20 protein-coding genes and 1 pseudogene are annotated in these 18,580 nt (G+C 58.9%); 12 read left to right on the top strand and 9 right to left on the bottom strand.

The features are described from left to right. Positions 1–20: 20 nt before the first annotated feature. Positions 21–1,166, bottom strand: a complete 1,146-nt coding sequence (locus HKK52_RS21585; RefSeq protein ID WP_169372503.1) for an MFS transporter — start codon at positions 1,164–1,166, stop codon at positions 21–23. Positions 1,167–1,349: 183 nt separating this feature from the next. Continuing rightward, on the bottom strand, positions 1,350–2,843 hold the full coding sequence (locus HKK52_RS21580) for an aldehyde dehydrogenase (protein WP_054048467.1): 1,494 nt from the start codon (positions 2,841–2,843) through the stop codon (positions 1,350–1,352). Between the two features lie 239 nt (positions 2,844–3,082). Between HKK52_RS21580 and HKK52_RS21575 the strand changes: the two genes are divergently transcribed. Next, a complete protein-coding gene (locus tag HKK52_RS21575) occupies positions 3,083–3,445 on the top strand; it encodes a cupin domain-containing protein (RefSeq protein WP_169372502.1) in 363 nt (120 codons plus the stop codon). Positions 3,446–3,609: 164 nt separating this feature from the next. Further along, positions 3,610–3,819, top strand: a complete 210-nt coding sequence (locus tag HKK52_RS21570) for a hypothetical protein (RefSeq protein ID WP_169372501.1) — start codon at positions 3,610–3,612, stop codon at positions 3,817–3,819. Between the two features lie 73 nt (positions 3,820–3,892). Here the strand turns inward: HKK52_RS21570 and rpmG are convergent, their stop codons facing one another. Together rpmG and rpmB are read right to left on the bottom strand one after the other, a co-directional pair. Beyond that, positions 3,893–4,048 carry a 50S ribosomal protein L33 gene (gene rpmG / locus HKK52_RS21565; protein WP_008150173.1) on the bottom strand — a complete coding sequence of 52 codons (156 nt, stop codon included), beginning with the start codon at positions 4,046–4,048 and terminating at the stop codon, positions 3,893–3,895. A gap of 11 nt (positions 4,049–4,059) precedes the next feature. Further along, the gene (gene rpmB / locus HKK52_RS21560) at positions 4,060–4,293 is read right to left on the bottom strand and encodes a 50S ribosomal protein L28 (RefSeq protein ID WP_007894701.1); all 234 of its coding nucleotides are present in this window, start codon (positions 4,291–4,293) and stop codon (positions 4,060–4,062) included. A 445-nt stretch (positions 4,294–4,738) separates the two neighbouring features. On the opposite strand from rpmB, the gene HKK52_RS21555 reads away from it, so the two are divergent. Beyond that, the gene (locus HKK52_RS21555) at positions 4,739–6,325 is read left to right on the top strand and encodes an ABC transporter substrate-binding protein (RefSeq protein WP_169372500.1); all 1,587 of its coding nucleotides are present in this window, start codon (positions 4,739–4,741) and stop codon (positions 6,323–6,325) included. Between the two features lie 111 nt (positions 6,326–6,436). Here HKK52_RS21555 and radC read toward each other — a convergent pair whose 3' ends face one another. Continuing rightward, positions 6,437–7,111, bottom strand: coding sequence for a RadC family protein (radC, locus tag HKK52_RS21550; RefSeq protein ID WP_169372499.1), 675 nt, complete (start codon positions 7,109–7,111; stop codon positions 6,437–6,439). A 136-nt stretch (positions 7,112–7,247) separates the two neighbouring features. On the opposite strand from radC, the gene coaBC reads away from it, so the two are divergent. From coaBC to HKK52_RS21515, 7 genes and pseudogenes are all read left to right on the top strand, one after another. Further along, positions 7,248–8,456 carry a bifunctional phosphopantothenoylcysteine decarboxylase/phosphopantothenate--cysteine ligase CoaBC gene (gene coaBC / locus HKK52_RS21545; protein ID WP_169374275.1) on the top strand — a complete coding sequence of 403 codons (1,209 nt, stop codon included), beginning with the start codon at positions 7,248–7,250 and terminating at the stop codon, positions 8,454–8,456. Between the two features lie 5 nt (positions 8,457–8,461). Beyond that, the gene (dut, locus tag HKK52_RS21540; RefSeq protein WP_054048458.1) at positions 8,462–8,917 is read left to right on the top strand and encodes a dUTP diphosphatase; all 456 of its coding nucleotides are present in this window, start codon (positions 8,462–8,464) and stop codon (positions 8,915–8,917) included. Positions 8,918–9,266: 349 nt separating this feature from the next. After that, positions 9,267–10,643 (top strand): annotated as a pseudogene (locus HKK52_RS21535) (phosphomannomutase/phosphoglucomutase); the annotation flags it as partial. Between the two features lie 25 nt (positions 10,644–10,668). Continuing rightward, entirely contained in the window at positions 10,669–11,574 is a 906-nt protein-coding gene (gene argB / locus HKK52_RS21530; protein WP_123403785.1) for an acetylglutamate kinase, read from the top strand. A gap of 191 nt (positions 11,575–11,765) precedes the next feature. Beyond that, positions 11,766–12,026, top strand: a complete 261-nt coding sequence (locus tag HKK52_RS21525) for a hypothetical protein (RefSeq protein WP_169372497.1) — start codon at positions 11,766–11,768, stop codon at positions 12,024–12,026. An 18-nt stretch (positions 12,027–12,044) separates the two neighbouring features. Further along, positions 12,045–12,617 (top strand): hypothetical protein, encoded by a 573-nt coding sequence (locus HKK52_RS21520; RefSeq protein ID WP_169372496.1) that lies wholly within the window; start codon positions 12,045–12,047, stop codon positions 12,615–12,617. Next, positions 12,604–12,987 carry a hypothetical protein gene (locus HKK52_RS21515; RefSeq protein WP_169372495.1) on the top strand — a complete coding sequence of 128 codons (384 nt, stop codon included), beginning with the start codon at positions 12,604–12,606 and terminating at the stop codon, positions 12,985–12,987. The genes HKK52_RS21520 and HKK52_RS21515 overlap by 14 nt, the downstream gene beginning before the upstream one ends. Before the next feature lie 163 nt (positions 12,988–13,150). On the opposite strand, the gene pyrE is transcribed toward HKK52_RS21515, so the two are convergent. Further along, positions 13,151–13,795: an orotate phosphoribosyltransferase gene (gene pyrE / locus HKK52_RS21510; protein ID WP_169372494.1), complete on the bottom strand. Its 645-nt coding sequence runs from the start codon at positions 13,793–13,795 to the stop codon at positions 13,151–13,153. Positions 13,796–13,877: 82 nt separating this feature from the next. On the opposite strand from pyrE, the gene HKK52_RS21505 reads away from it, so the two are divergent. Further along, positions 13,878–14,657, top strand: a complete 780-nt coding sequence (locus HKK52_RS21505; protein WP_007934608.1) for an exodeoxyribonuclease III — start codon at positions 13,878–13,880, stop codon at positions 14,655–14,657. A 79-nt stretch (positions 14,658–14,736) separates the two neighbouring features. Here the strand turns inward: HKK52_RS21505 and gltS are convergent, their stop codons facing one another. The 3 genes from gltS to rph all read right to left on the bottom strand — a co-directional run bounded on the left by gltS (position 14,737) and on the right by rph (position 17,446). Next, complete coding sequence (gltS, locus tag HKK52_RS21500; RefSeq protein WP_169372493.1) at positions 14,737–15,945, bottom strand: sodium/glutamate symporter; 1,209 nt, start codon at positions 15,943–15,945, stop codon at positions 14,737–14,739. 383 nt (positions 15,946–16,328) lie between these two features. Continuing rightward, entirely contained in the window at positions 16,329–16,694 is a 366-nt protein-coding gene (locus HKK52_RS21495; protein WP_149659481.1) for a DUF4870 domain-containing protein, read from the bottom strand. Positions 16,695–16,723: 29 nt separating this feature from the next. Then, a complete protein-coding gene (gene rph, locus HKK52_RS21490) occupies positions 16,724–17,446 on the bottom strand; it encodes a ribonuclease PH (protein ID WP_046030686.1) in 723 nt (240 codons plus the stop codon). A 269-nt stretch (positions 17,447–17,715) separates the two neighbouring features. On the opposite strand from rph, the gene HKK52_RS21485 reads away from it, so the two are divergent. Continuing rightward, positions 17,716–18,579 (top strand): YicC/YloC family endoribonuclease, encoded by an 864-nt coding sequence (locus HKK52_RS21485; protein WP_169372492.1) that lies wholly within the window; start codon positions 17,716–17,718, stop codon positions 18,577–18,579. Position 18,580: the final 1 nt, after the last annotated feature.

Here is an 18,580-nt window from a genome sequence, read left to right as displayed (position 1 = left end):
GAAGGCTGCGATCTTTTGATCTATGCCGGCTCGGCCACCGCGCCAAACGCCCCCTGACGCATCAGCAAAACCACCAACCCCAACGCCCCCACCGCCATCAGCAACGGCAACGCATGCCCGCTGATCCACTGGCTACCCGCCCCGGCCGCTAACGGTCCGACCAGGCAACCAATGCCCCACAACTGTGCGATATGGGCATTGGCCCGCACCAGCGCATCGTCGCGGTAGCGCTCGCCAATCAAAATCAGCGACAAGGTGAACAACCCACCGGCACTCGCACCGAACAGCACCCACAGCGGCCAGATCAACAACGTATCGATCAACAGTGGAATCGCCAGGCTCGACAGCATCAGCACCACCGCGCAACCCGTGAACAAACTGCGCCGGGACAGCCGATCCGCCAGCGCACCGATGGGCAGTTGCAGCAAGGCATCGCCGACCACCACGGTACTGACCATCGCCAGGGCGATTTCCGCAGTGAAACCCTGACGCAGGCAATACACCGGCAGCAAGGTCAGGATCATCGCTTCGAACGCGGCGAACAGCGACACCGCCCAGGCAATCGCCGGCAACCCGCGGCAGAAGGTCCATAAATCGCCAAATGTCACGCTGCTGGCTTCACTGCTCGGCGCACCGCTACGGCCCAGCAGCAACAACGGCGCTGTCAGCAGCAAGCCGACGCCGACCCAGAAACCGTAATCGTGCTCGGTGCCCAGCGCGCCCAACAGCAACGGTCCGCCCAGTTGGCTCAAGGCATAACTGCTGCCATACAACGCCACCAGCCGCCCGCGCCACTTTTCGACCACCAGTTGGTTGATCCAGCTTTCACCGAGGATAAACACCAGGGTCAGAATCACCCCGATCATCAGGCGCAACACCAACCAGATCGGATAACTCGGCAACAGCGCCAGCAAACCGATGGACACCGCGCCGGCCCACAGGCACAGGCGCATCAGATTAGCCGTGCCGAAATGCGCGGCCAGATGACTGGAAATCTTCGCCCCCAGCAGCACGCCAATGGCCGGCATCGCCGCCATCACACCAATTGCAAACGAACCGTAACCCCAGCTTTCCAGGCGAAACGACACCAGCGGCATGCTGACACCCAGGGCCAGGCCGACACTCAAGACAGACGCCAACACGGCGAAATAAGTCGCCCAACGCATGTTCCACGCTCCTGTGGATATTATTTTTCAAACAACAGAGACGACACAGCCGGAGCTTTCCCTGAGGAAAGTCCGGCTGCGGCGACAGACCTGTGGTACCGCGGCGCCCCGCCCTACGCGATCTCCATAGGAGCGAGGCTTGCCCGCGAAAGCGTCATCAGCAACACCACAGGCTTTAGCGACTTACAGCTTGATCCAGGTCGCCTTCAGTTCGGTGTACTTGTCGAACGCGTGCAGCGACTTGTCGCGACCGTTGCCCGACTGTTTGAAACCACCGAACGGTGCCGTCATGTCGCCGCCGTCATACTGGTTGACCCATACACTACCGGCACGCAGCGCCTTGGCGGTCAGGTGTGCCTTGGAGATGTCCTTGGTCCATACCGCTGCGGCCAGGCCGTACGGCGTGTCGTTGGCAATCGCGATGGCTTCTTCGGCAGTGTCGAAAGCGATGACCGACAACACTGGGCCAAAGATCTCTTCCTGGGCGATTTTCATCGCGTTGTTCACGCCATCGAAAATCGTCGGCTCAACGTAGGTGCCACCGGTTTCCTGAAGAATGCGTTTGCCGCCCGCCACCAGTTTGGCGCCGTCGGTGTGGCCGGATTCGATGTAAGACAGCACGGTATTCATCTGCTGGGTGTCCACCAGCGCGCCGACGTTGGTCGCCGGATCCAGCGGATTGCCTGGCTTCCAGGTTTTCAGCGCTTCGATGACCAGCGGCAGGAAGGTGTCCTTGATCGAACGCTCGACTAACAGGCGCGAACCGGCGGTGCAGACTTCGCCCTGGTTGAAGGCGATGGCGCTGGCGGCGGATTCGGCGGCAGCTTGCAGGTCCGGAGCATCGGCGAACACGATGTTCGGGCTCTTGCCGCCGGCTTCGAGCCAGACGCGCTTCATGTTCGATTCGCCGGAGTAGATCAGCAACTGCTTGGCGATCTTGGTCGAACCGGTGAACACCAGGGTGTCCACGTCGTTGTGCAGGGCCAGGGCCTTGCCGACGGTGTGGCCGTAGCCTGGCAGCACGTTGAGCACGCCTTTCGGGATACCGGCTTCAACAGCCAGCGCGGCGATGCGGATGGCGGTCAGTGGGGATTTTTCCGACGGCTTGAGGATCACCGAGTTACCGGTGGAAAGCGCCGGGCCGAGTTTCCAGCAGGCCATCATCAACGGGAAGTTCCACGGCACGATGGCGCCGACGACGCCCACAGGCTCGCGGGTTACCAGACCCAATTGGTCATGGGGAGTCGCGGCCACTTCGTCGTAGATCTTGTCGATGGCTTCGCCGCTCCAGCTCAGGGCTTGCGCCGCGCCGGGAACGTCGATGTACAGGGAATCGCTGATCGGCTTGCCCATGTCCAGGGTTTCAAGCAGGGCCAACTCTTCGGCGTGCTGCTTGAGCAGGCCGGCAAAACGAATCATGGTGGCTTTGCGTTTGGTCGGCGCCAGGCGTGACCAGACGCCGGAATTGAAGGTGGCGCGGGCGTTTTCCACGGCGCGCTGGGCGTCGGCGGCGTCACAGCTGGCAATCTTGCCCAGCAGACGGCCATCGACCGGGCTGATGCACTCGAAGGTCTCACTGGAGACGGCATCGGTGTATTCGCCATTGATGTAGGCACGGCCTTCGATCTTCAGATCGCGAGCCCGTTGTTCCCAGTCGGCACGAGTCAGGGTGGTCATTCGAGTGTCCTCCTCTTGTTGAATACGAGTGCCCCAGCGTTGGTCGCGGGTGCAGTCAGGAATTCTGCCCGGCCAGCCTGCTATCGGCCCAAGGCACCTGCCACCCTAAACCAGTGGCCGGGGTTGTTTCAATATATTTGACACAAGGTCGGCAAACGGCCTTGCAGTGTTCATTTTAATAAACATAGACTTTGGCCTTTCCAGCCACATACGCCGCAATCACGGGGGATTAGAACAAAATGAATATCCAGGATGTCGTCGACTTCAACCAAGCCACCACCCAGCCCGATCGCTATCGGCCGGACCCGGCGAAAGTCCTCAAGGGCGACCCCGAGCAAGCGGTGTACAACCACTACAACAGCCCCTGCGGGCAGATGAGCGCCGGCGTGTGGGAAGGCGAAATCGGCCAGTGGCTGGTGAATTACACCGAGCATGAATACTGCGAAATCGTTCAGGGCGTGTCAGTGCTGCGCGACAACGATGGCAACAGCAAGACGTTGCGGGTGGGTGATCGCTTTGTGATCCCGGCAGGCTTTCGCGGAACCTGGGAAGTGCTGGAAGCGTGCCGCAAGATTTATGTGGTGTTTGAACAGAAGGCTTGAGTCGAAACAGACGGTGACGATACCAGCAGGACACGGGCTGTCCTTCTGAGCGAAGCTTGCGGGCCGCGCCGAGTCATTCAACGTCAAGGTCAGTGGCGACACAGGATGTGTTGCCAGGTTTTGACCCTCGAGCGCCTTAACACTTGAACAAGCAAGGATGCATCATGACTGCCCAATGCAATATCAACGCCGCAACATTCGCCATCGGCCAAGTAGCCACCCCTGAAACCCTGGACGCCATTCGCCTGGCTGCCGGTGTGCAGAAACATCGCCTGGAACGGCCCGAGGATATGTTCAACCTCTTGCCCAAGCCTGATCGCGTAAGGGTGCTGGTCAACGACCGCAATGAAGTGCTGGAACTCATCTGCGGTTAAAGCGAAACCATCAAGCAACAAAAAAGGCCCGTATCTCGCGATACGGGCCTTTTTTGTAAGAGAGAAAGATCAATTACTTGATCTTGCCTTCTTTGTACATCACGTGCTTACGAACGCGCGGATCGAACATGCGCTTTTCGAGCTTGTCCGGAGTAGTACGCTTGTTCTTGTCGGTAGTGTAGAAGTGACCAGTACCGGCGCTAGAAATCATTCGAATCAATTCACGCATGATTAGCTCCCTTAGATCTTGCCGGCTTTGCGGATTTCGGCCAGCACGACAGTGATGCCACGCTTGTCGATAATACGCATGCCTTTGGCAGATACGCGCAGACGCACGAAACGTTTCTCTTCTTCAACCCAGAAGCGGTGATGCTGCAGGTTCGGCAGGAAACGACGACGGGTTTTGTTGTTTGCGTGGGAAATGTTATTCCCAGTCACCGGACCCTTACCGGTAACTTGACAGACTCTCGACATGCCTCAGCCCTCTAAAACCACATGCCCAACCCGGCATGGGTTGGCCGCTTAATCTCTCAGTCATTTGGCGCCAGGCGCCGCGTTTCTTTAGAGGTCTTACCGGCTACACCTACAGTGAAGGAACCGGGCCCCTAGAAAAGAGCGCTGCTTTATACCAGAAAGACCAGAGAGCAACAACATTCAGTGTGCGATGAATTCACAAAAAGCCCATTTTCCGGGCTACGAGCGCCTTGGACAAAGGCTATCGTCGATGGCGACCGCTCGTCGCAGAACATCGGCCAACACGCCAATCCAGGGCTTCGTGAAACCGCGCACACCCAAATAAGGCGCCTATAGTCGCCCCAAAATGAAAATGGGGATAGTCATTTGCAAAAGAGCCCACTAGGGTAGGCCTTTTCCAGACTGCACTTGCAGATGGGCCTTCGATCTGTAAAGGAATCCGACCATGCGCCTCGCTGCCCTACCGCTGCTGCTTGCCCCACTGCTACTGAGCCCGCTGGCCCAAGCCGCCGCCCTGACCGTCTGCACCGAGGCCAGCCCTGAAGGGTTCGACGTGGTGCAATACAACTCGCTGACCACCACCAACGCCTCGGCCGATGTACTGATGAATCGCCTGGTGGACTTCGATACCGCCAGCGGCAAAGTGGTCGCAAGCCTCGCGGACAGCTGGGAAGTCTCGCCCGACGGCCTGAGCTACGTCTTCAAATTGCACCCGCAGGTGAAATTCCACAAAACCGACTACTTCAGCCCGACCCGCGAGCTGAGCGCCGAAGACGTGAAATTCAGCTTCGACCGCATGCTCGACCCGGCACACCCGTGGCACAAAGTCGCCCAGAGCGGCTTCCCCCATGCCCAGTCGATGCAACTGCCGGCACTGATCAAAAAGATCGACGCCCTCGACCCTCTGACCGTGCGCTTCACCCTCGATCATCCGGATTCGACCTTCCTCGCCACGTTGAGCATGGGCTTCGCCTCGATCTATTCGGCCGAGTACGCCGACAAACTGCTGAAGGCCGGCACCCCGGAAAAGCTCAACAGCCAGCCGATCGGCAGCGGCCCGTTCGTCTTTACTCGCTTCCAGAAGGACGCGTCGATTCGCTACAAGGCCAACCCGGACTACTTCGGCGGCAAGCCGTCGGTGGACCCGCTGATCTTCGCCATCACCCCGGACGCCAACGTGCGCCTGCAGAAATTGCGTCGCAACGAGTGCCAGATCGCCCTGTCGCCCAAGCCGCTGGATGTGGTGGCCGCCAAGCAGGAGCCGACGCTGAAAGTGGAAAAGACTGACGCGTTCATGACCGCTTTCGTCGGCATCAACAGCCAGCATCCGCCGCTGGACAAGCCTGAAGTGCGTCAGGCGATCAACCTCGCGTTCGACAAAGCCAACTACCTAAAAGCCGTGTTCGAAGACACCGCCGAAGCCGCCAACGGCCCTTATCCGCCGAACACCTGGAGTTACGCCAAAGGCCTGCCGGGCTATCCGCACGACGTGGCCAAGGCCAAGGCATTGATGGCCAAAGCCGGGCTCAAGGACGGTTTCCAGACCACCATCTGGACCCGTCCTTCCGGCAGTTTGCTGAACCCCAACCCGAGCCTCGGCGCGCAGTTGCTGCAATCTGACTTGGCGGAAATCGGCATTCAGGCCGAAATCCGCGTGATCGAATGGGGCGAACTGATCCGTCGCGCCAAGGCCGGCGAGCATGACCTGCTGTTCATGGGCTGGGCTGGCGACAACGGTGACCCGGACAACTTCCTCACGCCGCAGTTTTCCTGCGCCGCGGTCAAGTCTGGCACCAACTTCGCCCGTTACTGCAACCAGGACCTGGACAAGCTGATCAGCGCCGGCAAGACCACCAGCGAACAAGGCGTGCGCACCAAGCTGTATGAACAGGCTCAGGCGCAGATTCAGCAACAGGCGTTGTGGCTGCCGCTGGCGCATCCGACTGCGTTCGCGTTGACGCGCAAGGATGTGCAGGGTTACTCGGTCAGCCCGTTTGGCCGCCAGGATTACTCGAAGGTCAATCTCAAGTAACCCCCCTGTAGCTGCCGAGTGAAACGAGGCTGCGATCTTTTGACCTGAAAAACAAAATCAAAAGATCGCAGCCTTCGGCAGCTTCTACGGGTGGAGAAGGCCAGCCAAGGTTTACATCCAGCCGTACTCGGCCATGGACAGCGGATCCCCATCCCCAACGATAAAGTGATCAAGCACCCGCACATCAATCAGCTCCAGCGCCTCTTGCAGGCGCTTGGTCAGCATTCGATCAGCCTGGCTGGGGTCGGTGTTACCCGACGGGTGGTTGTGGCACAGGATCAGCGCTGCGGCGTTGTGCGCCAGGGCCCGCTTGACCACTTGGCGCGGATACACGCTGGTGTTATCGATGGAGCCGCGAAACAGCGTTTCAAACGTCAGCACCCGGTGCTTTGAATCCAGAAACAGGCAACCGAACACCTCGTGGGGTTCATGGCGGAGCATGGCCTTGAGGTAATCACGTACCGCCACCGGGCTCTCCAGCACCGAATCCCGGCGCAAGCGCTCGGCCAGGTGCCGCCGGGCCATCTCCAGCACTGCCTGCAACTGCGCGAATTTCGCCGGCCCCAGGCCCAGTTGCCCGCTGAAGGTCCGCAGATCGGCCTCCAGCAAGGTGCGCAGACTGCCGAATTGACTCAACAAGTGTCTCGCCAGATCCACCGCGCTTTTGCCGGACACGCCGGTCCGTAGAAAGATGGCCAGTAGCTCGGCATCAGAAAGACTCGCCGAACCCTGCTCAAGAAGCTTCTCCCGCGGCCGCTCTGCCGCCGGCCAATCACGAATACTCATAACACCTCCCTGGTCTGTGGGCGCCGCTGTTCCGTAGCGGTCGCTGTGATATCGTAGCCCATCTTTTTTGCGGGCGATTTCACTCCTGGGGAGGGGGGTTCGCCACGCAGTCATCAACGAAATGAAAGGCAGACCTATGCAGCGGCTGTATCGGAAACGCATCGTTCTGGGCGTCGGCGGCGGCATTGCTGCCTACAAGAGCGCCGACCTGGTTCGCCGCCTGATCGACCAGGGCGCCGAAGTGCGCGTGGTCATGACCCGTGGCGGCAGCGAGTTCATCACCCCGCTGACCATGCAAGCCTTGTCCGGCCATCCGGTCCACCTCGACCTGCTGGACCCCGCGGCCGAAGCCGCCATGGGCCACATCGAGCTGGCCAAATGGGCCGACCTGGTGCTGATCGCCCCCGCCACGGCGGACCTGATCGCCCGTCTGGCCCAAGGCATTGCCAATGACCTGCTGACCACGCTGGTGCTGGCCACCGACGCGGTGGTCGCCGTGGCACCGGCGATGAATCAGGCTATGTGGCGCGATCCAGCCACCCAGGCCAACCTGCAAATCCTCGAAAGCCGCGGCATCAAATCCTTCGGCCCAGCCTCGGGCAGCCAGGCCTGTGGCGACGTCGGCATGGGCCGCATGCTCGAAGCCACCGACCTCGCCCAATGCGCGGCGGACTGCTTCCAGCGCCAGGCGCTCACCGGCAAACACGTGCTGATTACCGCCGGCCCAACCCAGGAAAACATCGACCCGGTGCGCTACATCACCAACCACAGCTCCGGGAAAATGGGCTTTGCTCTGGCCGAAGCCGCGGTGGAAGCCGGCGCCCGCGTGACGCTGATCACCGGCCCGGTGCACTTGCCGACTCCGGATCGCGTGACGCGCATCGACGTGGTCAGTGCCCGCGACATGCTCGCCGCCTGTGAAGCCGCGATCCCTTGCGACTTGTTTATCGCCTCGGCAGCGGTCGCGGACTACCGCCCGGAAGTCGTCGCACCACAGAAACTCAAGAAAGATCCTACGAACGGCGACGGCTTGTTGCTACAGATGGTGCGCAACCCAGACATCCTGGCCACCATCGCGACTCGCCCCGACCGTCCGTTCAGTGTCGGTTTCGCTGCCGAAACCGAACACTTGCTCGATTACGCTGCACGCAAGTTGAAAGACAAAAACCTCGATTTGATCGTCGCCAACGACGTCGCCAACCCGAGCATTGGCTTCAACAGCGAAGAAAACGCCTGCAGCGTGATCGACCGCCAGCTCCACGCCACACTTTTCGCCCAGACCAGCAAGAGCAAGATTGCTCGCCAGCTGATCACTTTTATCGCCGACCGTCTGAACCAGGTTTAATTTACATGCACGCTTTGCAAGCCAAGATCCTCGACCCCCGCATCGGCACCGACTTCCCGCTGCCGCAGTACGCCACCCCCGGCTCCGCCGGCCTCGACCTGCGCGCCATGCTGGAAAAAGACACCGTGATCAAGCCGGGCGAAACCCTGCTGATCCCGACCGGCCTGTCGGTCTACATCGGCGACCCGGGCCTGGCGGCGCTGATCCTGCCGCGCTCCGGCCTGGGCCATAAGCACGGCATCGTGCTGGGTAACCTGGTTGGCCTGATCGACTCCGACTACCAGGGTCCGCTGATGGTTTCGTGCTGGAACCGCAGCGACAAGGATTTCACCCTTGAAGTGGGCGAACGTCTGGCTCAGCTAGTTTTGGTTCCTGTGGTTCAGGCGCACTTCGAGATGGTTGAAGAGTTCGTCGAAACTGAGCGCGGTGCTGGTGGTTTCGGGCATTCGGGTAGCCATTGATCCGATAAATACACCTTTGTGGCGAGCGAGCTTGCTCGCGCTGGGCTGCGTAGCGGCCCCAAGATTCGGTGAGTGCTGCGCACTCAAGCGGGAGCAAGCTCCCTCGCCACAAGTGCTTTATATGCTCGAAATTGCACAGCCGTCATCTGGAAGGTTTACCACTGAAAATCAAGGGATTGGCCGGTCAAGTGCGCGCTGAAACCGGGGTCATGGCCTTTGCACACCACGAACTCTCTGTGGAAAACACCGTCATACCCTTCAGTTTGTGCCTGCCAACGAGTCATTCCCCGGCAGGTCCAGTCACTTTCGAAATGGAGCAATCCCACAGATGAGCAGTCCAGCCCAAGTCGCACCCAAGTTCCCCGACAGCATCTTCCGCGCCTACGATATTCGCGGCACCGTCCCGGAATTCTTGAACGGTGAAACCGCTTACTGGCTCGGCCGTGCCATCGGCGCCCAGAGCCTGGCTCAGGACGAACCCAACGTTTCCGTCGGTCGCGACGGCCGCCTCTCTGGCCCGGAACTGGTCGAACGCCTGATTCAAGGTCTGGCCGACAGCGGTTGCCACGTCAGCGACGTCGGCCTGGTGCCAACGCCTGCGCTGTATTACGCCGCCAACGTACTGGCCGGCAAATCCGGGGTGATGCTCACCGGCAGCCACAACCCGTCGAATTACAACGGTTTCAAGATCGTCATTGCCGGCGACACCTTGGCCAACGAACAGATCCAGGCCCTGCACGAACGCCTCAAGACCAACAACCTGACCAGCGGCAAGGGCAGCATCACCAAGGTCGAGATCCTCGACCGCTACAACACCGAAATCGTCCAGGACATCAAACTGGCTCGCCGCCTGAAAGTCGTGGTCGACTGCGGTAACGGCGCGGCCGGCGTGATCGCCCCGCAACTGATCGAAGCCCTGAACTGCGAAGTCATCCCGTTGTTCTGCGACGTCGACGGCAATTTCCCGAACCACCACCCGGACCCGGGCAAGCCTGAAAACCTCGTGGACTTGATCGCCAAGGTCAAGGAAACCAACGCTGACCTGGGCCTGGCTTTCGACGGCGACGGCGACCGCGTCGGCGTGGTGACCAACACCGGCAGCATCGTCTACCCGGACCGCCTGCTGATGCTGTTCGCCCGTGACGTGCTGGCGCGCAACGCTGACGCGGAAATCATCTTCGACGTCAAATGCACACGCCGCCTGACCCCGCTGATCAAGGAATACGGCGGTCGTCCGCTAATGTGGAAGACCGGTCACTCGTTGATCAAAAAGAAAATGAAACAAACCGGCGCCCTGTTGGCCGGCGAAATGAGCGGGCACATCTTCTTCAAGGAGCGCTGGTTCGGTTTCGACGACGGCATTTACAGCGCCGCGCGGCTGCTGGAGATCCTCAGCAAGGAAAAATCCACCGCGGAGGAGCTGTTTGCGACCTTCCCGAACGATATTTCTACGCCTGAAATCAATATCCATGTGACCGAAGAGAGCAAATTCAGCATCATTGATGCTCTGCACGACGCGAAGTGGGGCGAAGGCGCCGACCTGACCACCATCGACGGCGTGCGAGTCGACTACGCCAAAGGCTGGGGCCTGGTGCGCGCGTCCAACACCACACCGGTGCTGGTGCTGCGTTTCGAGGCTGATGACGAGGCTGAACTGCAACGCATCAAGGACGTGTTCAAAGTCCAGTTGAAGCGTGTTGCCCCTGATCTCCAACTACCGTTTTGATCTTCTGATTCACCCGGAGCCCTGAATGACCCTCGAACGCGAAGCCGCCGCCAACACCGCCAAGGTCCTGTCCGAAGCGCTGCCTTACATTCGCCGCTATGTCGGCAAGACGCTGGTGATCAAATACGGCGGCAACGCGATGGAAAGCGAGGAGCTGAAAACTGGCTTCGCCCGCGACATCGTGCTGATGAAAGCCGTGGGCATCAACCCGGTGGTGGTTCACGGCGGCGGCCCGCAAATCGGCGACCTGCTCAAGCGTCTGTCGATCGAGAGCCACTTCATCGATGGCATGCGCGTGACTGACGCGCAGACCATGGACGTGGTGGAAATGGTCCTCGGCGGCCAGGTGAACAAGGACATCGTCAACCTGATCAACCGTCATGGCGGCAGCGCCATCGGCCTGACCGGTAAAGACGCCGAGCTGATTCGTGCGAAGAAACTCACCGTTACCCGCCAGACGCCGGAGATGACCCAACCGGAAATCATCGACATCGGCCAGGTGGGCGAAGTGGTCGGCATCAACACCGACCTGCTGAACCTGCTGGTCAAAGGCGATTTCATCCCGGTGATTGCGCCAATCGGCGTCGGCGCCAACGGCGAGTCGTACAACATCAACGCTGACCTGGTGGCCGGTAAAGTGGCCGAAGCGCTGAAAGCTGAAAAGCTGATGCTGCTGACCAACATCGCCGGCCTGATGGACAAGCAAGGCACGGTCCTCACCGGCCTGACCACCCAGCAAGTCGACGACCTGATTGCCGACGGCACAATCTACGGCGGCATGCTGCCGAAGATCCGTTGCGCGCTGGAAGCGGTACAGGGCGGTGTGGGCAGCTCATTGATCATTGACGGTCGGGTGCCGAATGCGATTCTGCTGGAGATCTTCACCGATACCGGTGTGGGTACATTGATCAGTAATCGCAAGCGTCCCTGATTTGTAAAGATCAAGAGATCGCAGCCTTCGGCGGCTCCTACAGGGATTTTGGAATCCTCTGTAGGAACTGACGAAGGCTGCGATCTTTTTTTGCCCGCAGGAAATGCCTGACGCCAATGCAGGAAGTGTCTGACATCGAGAAAGAAGCAATCTGCCTAGGATCTTCCCTGTATCCACAGGAGATTTTCCCTATGCAAAAAGATTACGTACCTTACGGCAGTGATGTATCACCAGGCACTTACGAGTGCGTGGACTGCGGCCACCAGTATTCGAATCAGGCCAAAACATCGATGCCGCCCTGCCCGCAACTTCGTAAAACCGCGCACATTAGCCATGGTTGGAAAATTCTGACCGGCCAAGGCGACGCCGTGATTGATCCATATCCTGAGAAAGCCGAAAAACCTGCCGGGATCAAACAAGTCGAAACCTCCAGCCCTGCCAGCAAAAAATAACTTCGGAGGCGCTGAGCCATGCAGATCTCGTTCACGATCGACGCCCAGGCTTTCGAGCAGGAGCAAAAGGGACCGGTCAAAAAGACCCTGAAAATTTCCGACGCCGAAATCGCTCACGCCTTACAGCGTATCGCCAAGGCGAGCCTGACCGAATACTTGAAAATGCTGGTCGAGGGCGGCATGCCGAGCCGGGCCGATGAAGCGAAGCAGGATCGCCTGCTGTATCTGATTCAAAGCTACTTCGGGCAAACCCTGCCGACTGAGTCTCAGATCTCGACGATTTTCCAGCTGACCCAGAGCCAAAGTAAAACCTTACTGAAAAACACGGTTTCGCGCTTTCGCAATCAGCTGGACGAGATCTTGCGGCACAGCATGCGTGCGGTGATCGAGTCTGCGGAACACGCGCAAACGGTGTACCTGGTGGTGATCAGTTCGGATGTCATCCGTGATGAACTGAACATGCTGATCACGCAAAACGAGCCGACCTTCAAACCCATTACCAAGCGCAAAGGCAGTGCCGGGCAATTCGAGATCAGCGAAGACTCCCACGCGCTGTTGTGCCAGACGCTGGGCCTGAATGCCGTTCAGTGACATCGTCGCGGTCAGTGGCTTGCTGCTGACCCTGACCACCTTCATGTTCAATCTGGCATGGCCCAAGCTGCATGAAGCGCTGGAGCTGGATGAAGCGCTATCGGGGCCGCTGGCCAGAAGGCGTAGCAGGGCAAAGGTGATGAATGTCTTGCTCGCCTGCGCACTGCCCCTGACCTGCGCTTTTGCAGCGCTGTTTTACGTCAACCTTCCGGCCGCTGTACGGATTATGGCCAGCAGTAAGCTGGATCTGTGGGATTTTGATGTGGATCGCACGCTTTATGTATTAGTCGTTTTAGCGTTGTTGGTATTTGCGCTATTCAACCTGAGATTGGCGCTGAAACTGGTAGGCAAATGGCGAAGGCTGCGCTGAAGACATAAAAAAGACCCCGCTCAGCCAGGCTGAGCGGGGTCTTTTTTTTTGCTTGCGATCCTGTAGGAGCGAGGCTTGCCCGCGAAGGCAATCTGACAGTCACCTCATCGCTGAATGTGACGACGCCTTCGCGGTCAAGCCTCGCTCCTACAAGTTCGCGTTGTTACACGCCGAACTGAGCGCGGTAGGCTTCTACGGCAGGCAAATGCTGCTTGAGCTGCGGATCATCGGCCAGGAATTCCAGCACCTGGTTCAGCGAAACAATGCTGATCACCGGAATCTTGAAGTCACGCTCCACTTCCTGGATCGCCGACAACTCACCGTTGCCGCGCTCCTGACGGTTCAGGGCGATCAGCACACCAGCGGCTTTGGCGCCGTCCTGGGAAGCGATGATCTGCATCACTTCACGGATGGCGGTGCCGGCGGTGATCACGTCGTCGATGATCAGCACATCGCCGGTCAACGGCGCGCCGACCAGGCTGCCGCCTTCGCCGTGAGCCTTGGCTTCCTTGCGGTTGAAGCACCATGGCAGGTCACGGCCATGGTGTTCGGCCAATGCCACGGCAGTGGTCGCCGCCAACGGGATGCCTTTGTACGCCGGGCCAAACAGAACGTCGAAGGGAATACCGCTCTCGACGATGGCTGCCGCGTAGAAACGACCCAGCTGCGCCAGGGCCGAACCGCTGTTGAAAAGGCCGGCATTGAAGAAGTAAGGACTGGTGCGCCCGGACTTCAGGGTGAACTCACCGAAGCGCAAAACGCCGCGATCGATGGCAAAACGAATGAAATCGCGCTGATACGCTTGCATGAAAAAAACCCCAAATACCACGGATTTAGCTAATTAGGTTGACGCCGTGTATCATACACGCACGCGATTTTTGGGGCCATTTATGCGGATCATCAGTGTGAACGTCAATGGTATTCAGGCTGCAGTGGAGCGAGGTTTGCTCAGTTGGCTGCAAGCACAGAATGCCGACGTCATCTGCCTGCAGGACACCCGCGCCTCCGCCTTTGAACTGGACGATCCAGCCTTCCAACTGGATGGCTACTTCCTTTATGCCTGCGAAGCCGAAGTTCCCGCCCAGGGTGGCGTGGCTTTGTATTCGCGGTTGCAACCGAAGGCAGTCATCAGCGGTCTCGGCTTCGAGACGGCCGACCGCTACGGGCGCTACCTGCAAGCCGATTTCGATAAGGTCAGCATCGCGACCTTGCTGCTCCCTTCGGGGCAGAATGGCGATGAAGACTTGAACCAGAAGTTCAAGCTAATGGACGATTTCGCCCGTTATCTGGATAAACAGCGACGCAAACGTCGCGAGTACATTTATTGTGGCTCGCTGTACGTGGCGCAACAGAAGCTGGATATCAAGAACTGGCGCGACAGCCAGCAATCCCCGGGCTTCCTGGCACCTGAACGTGCCTGGATGGACGAGATTGTCGGCAATATGGGTTATGTCGATGCCCTGCGCGAAGTCAGCCGTGAAGGCGACCAGTACAGCTGGTGGCCGGACAACGAACAGGCTGAGATGCTCAACCTGGGCTGGCGTTTCGACTACCAGTTGCTGACCCCAGGCCTGCGCCGCTTTGTACGCAGCGCACGCCTGCCACGTCAGCCACGGTTCTCGCAACACGCACCGCTGATCGTGGACTACGACTGGACGCTGACTATCTAAGCGTCGATTCGCCGATAAAAAAATGCCCGTATCGCAAGATACGGGCATTTTTTATGCACCCGTCGACGCAGCCCGAACCTCAGGCAACGGCAAAAAACGGCAACGCAAGGTACAGCTTGATCACGATGACATTAATGATGTCGATGAAGAACGCACCCACCATGGGCACCACGAGAAACGCTATCTGCGAAGGCCCGTAGCGCTGCGTCACCGCCTGCATGTTAGCGATGGCCGTGGGTGTGGCACCCAGCCCGAAACCGCAGTGCCCTGCCGCCAACACCGCCGCATCGTAGTTACTGCCCATGATTCTGAACGTCACGAAAATCGCAAACAGCGCCATGACCAATGCTTGAGCAGCCAGAATGATGAAGATCGGCAAGGCCAGTGCCGCCAGGTCCCACAGTTTGAGCGACATCAAGGCAATCGCCAGAAACAGCGACAGGCTGACATTCCCCAGCACCGAGACTTCACGCTCGAATACCTGATACAAGCCCAACGCTGAAAGCCCATTGCGTAAAACGACACCCACGAACAAGACGCAAACGAACGTCGGCAATTCAAGTGCCGTTCCTTGCAGCCAGCCATTCAGAAGATTGCCGGCCAATAAGCTGACCGCGATCAGAGCGAGTGTTTCGATAAACGAAAATGGCGTAATCGAGCGCTCTTTGTTCGGCTGCTCAAAGCCCTTTGGCAACTGTGGTGTTTCCTGAGGGTGGCAGCCAGGCACTTGAACACGCTTGATCAGCAGACGAGCGACCGGACCACCAATCAAGCCACCCAACACCAGGCCGAACGTCGCAGACGCAATCGCCAGCTCGGAGGCCGACGCCAGACCGTACTTCTCGCTGAACACCGTCCCCCACGCGGCACCTGTACCGTGACCGCCCGACAACGTAATCGAACCGGTCAGCAGTCCCATCAAAGGATCGAGCCCGAGCATTTTTGCGAGGCCGATGCCCATGGCATTCTGGACGATCAGCAGTCCGGCCACTGCCAGCAGAAAAACGCCCACTGCGCGACCGCCCTTCTTCAGGCTGGCGAAGTCCGCACTCAAGCCGATCGTGGCAAAAAAAGCCAACATCAACGGTGTCTGTAATGAAGTATCGAAGCGGAGTTCAATATCAAACGTTCGTAATACGAGAAGAGCCAAGGCAACCAACAAGCCGCCGGCGACGGGTTCAGGGATATTGTAATTACGTAAAAAACCAACACGTGTAACAAGTCCGCGCCCCAGTAAAAGTACTAAGGAGGCGGCCACAAGCGTTCCATAAAAATCGAGCTGAATCATTGGGATTATTCTTGGCTATATATATTCAGAGGCGAACTTTTTACCTGCGCACGCCTCTTGAACCGGCTGAGTTTCTCAACACTGATTGCTTGAAATTCAAGGACCTTCGATGGCTTGAATATGTCGAAATATTTCTTAGTGAATATAACGTGGGGCAACTCTATCAACCGTAAAGTCTCATTGCCAAGGACGCAGCCGATGTTGAGGCATTACAGTTGTGACTAAAGATGTAAGAGTGATCGTTGATAAAGAACTGCGGCGCAGTTATCACCCGCCCCGTGCGCCAGCGATGTTAATTGAACTGCAGAAATACAAATGCCCTGACAAGTCAGGGCATTTGTTTTACAGCGTTCAATGCAAGGCGGGCCTGCCCGGATTGATCATTACTTGATCACCCGCCAAGTGAACGGATACCGATAAGGCACCCCTTCATTGGCTTTCACGCCAGCGATGATCGTCAGCACCAACGCGCCGATGGCGATCAGGCCAAGCAGGAAGAACCCGATGACCACCAACATCAAAAAGAACGAGAGGGTCGCGGCGATGGCGACGGTGATCTGAAAATTGAGCGCTTCCTTGCCCTGCGCATCAATAAACGGATCACTCTCGCGCTTCATCTGCCAGAGAATCAGCGGGCCGATCAGCGTACCAAACGGAATCCAGATCCCCAGCAAGGCGGACAAGTGACAAAACATCGCCCACTGACGAACCTCCTGGCTCGGCGTGGGTAGCAATTGCTGATCACTCATGGCGTCCTCCTTGGTGTGGAAAGGTCCGATCAGTCAGCCAGTGCGGCTTTCTGCAGCTCGAAAATCTCGTTCATGCCTTTCTTGGCCAGTTCCAGCATGGCGTTCAGCTCTTCCGGCTGGAACGGCGCGCCTTCGGCAGTGCCCTGGACTTCGATGAAGCCACCGGTGCTGGTCATGACGACGTTCAGGTCAGTCTCGGCAGCCGAGTCTTCCAGATAGTCGAGGTCAAGCACAGGCTCGCCCTGGTACATGCCGACCGAAACGGCCGCGATCATTTGCTTGAGCGGGTCGCCGCCTTTCAGGCCGCCGCGCTTCTTGATCACTTTCAAAGCATCGACCAGCGCAACCATGGCGCCGGTGATGGACGCGGTACGGGTGCCGCCGTCAGCCTGGATCACGTCGCAATCGACGTACAGGGTGACATCGCCCAGCTTCGACATGTCCAGCGCAGCGCGCAGGGAACGGCCGATCAGACGCTGGATTTCCAGAGTGCGGCCGCCTTGCTTGCCGCGGCTCGCTTCACGCTGGTTACGCTCGCCAGTGGCGCGCGGCAGCATGCCGTATTCAGCGGTCAACCAGCCTTGGCCCTGACCTTTGAGGAAACGTGGCACGCCATTCTCGACGCTGACGGTGCAGATGACTTTGGTATCACCGAACTCGACCAGCACAGAACCCTCGGCGTGTTTGGTGTAGTTGCGGGTAATGCGGATCGAGCGGAGCTGATCGGCAACGCGACCACTTGGACGTTTCATAGGGAATACCTGTACGGGGGACGGAAAACTGCGGAGCATTATAGAGCCGCCAGCAACGACTGGGCACTTCTAAAAAATCCGGCCGACGGTTGAAGGCGCAGATAAGTGCCTAACCGACGGCCTGCAGCCCTTTGTCACAGCGTGTGTTTGGGCGCATCCGCCCCACTGCGCTACAATCCTGCGCCTTTGCTGCCAGTCGGCTTACATTCATTGATATCGGGTCCGCGAAGCTCAACTGTTCGCGTCGGCCTGCATTGCGAGGTACCTCCATGGTGCACAGCATGACCGCCTTCGCCCGCGTCGAAAAAGCCGGCGCCCAAGGCACCCTGAGCTGGGAGCTGCGCTCGGTCAACAGCCGCTACCTGGAGCCGCACCTGCGCCTGCCGGAATCCTTTCGCGACCTCGAAGGCGCGGTCCGCGAAGCGCTGCGCCAGGGCATTTCCCGAGGCAAACTGGAATGCACCCTGCGTTTCACTGAAGAAAGCACCGGCAAAACCCTGCAAATAGATCGCGAGCGCGCTTCGCAACTGGTTGCCGCCGCCGAGACGATCTCCGGCCTGATCAAGAACCCGGCCGCGCTGAACCCACTGGAAGTCCTGGCCTGGCCTGGCGTCCTGGTCGGCGACGCGACTGATCCGCAAGCCTTGAATGCCGAAGCACTGGCGCTGTTCACCCAGGGCTTGAAAGAGTTGAAGGCTGGCCGCGAGCGCGAAGGCGCGGAGCTGGCACGCCTGATCAACGAGCGCCTGACCTCCATTGAAGAAGACGTCGTGACCCTGCGCGAGCTCGTTCCGCAGATGCTCGCCACCCAGCGCCAGAAAGTCCTCGACCGCTTTGCCGACATGAAAGCCGAGATGGACCCACAGCGGCTGGAGCAGGAAATGGTCATGCTCGCGCAAAAGAGCGACGTCGCCGAAGAACTGGATCGCCTGAGCACTCACATCCTCGAAGTTCGCCGGGTGCTCAAGTCCGGCGGTGCGGCCGGTCGGCGCCTGGACTTCCTGATGCAGGAACTCAACCGCGAAGCCAACACACTGGGCTCCAAAGCCTTCGATCCGCGCAGCACCACGGCTGCGGTCAACCTCAAAGTGTTGATCGAGCAGATGCGCGAACAAGTACAGAATATTGAGTAAG

Source organism: Pseudomonas sp. ADAK2, from assembly GCF_012935755.1.
In the GTDB taxonomy this organism is placed as follows: Bacteria; Pseudomonadota; Gammaproteobacteria; order Pseudomonadales; family Pseudomonadaceae; genus Aquipseudomonas.
Note: the sequence above shows the minus strand (reverse complement) of the source record. Positions and strands in the feature narration are given on the sequence as shown.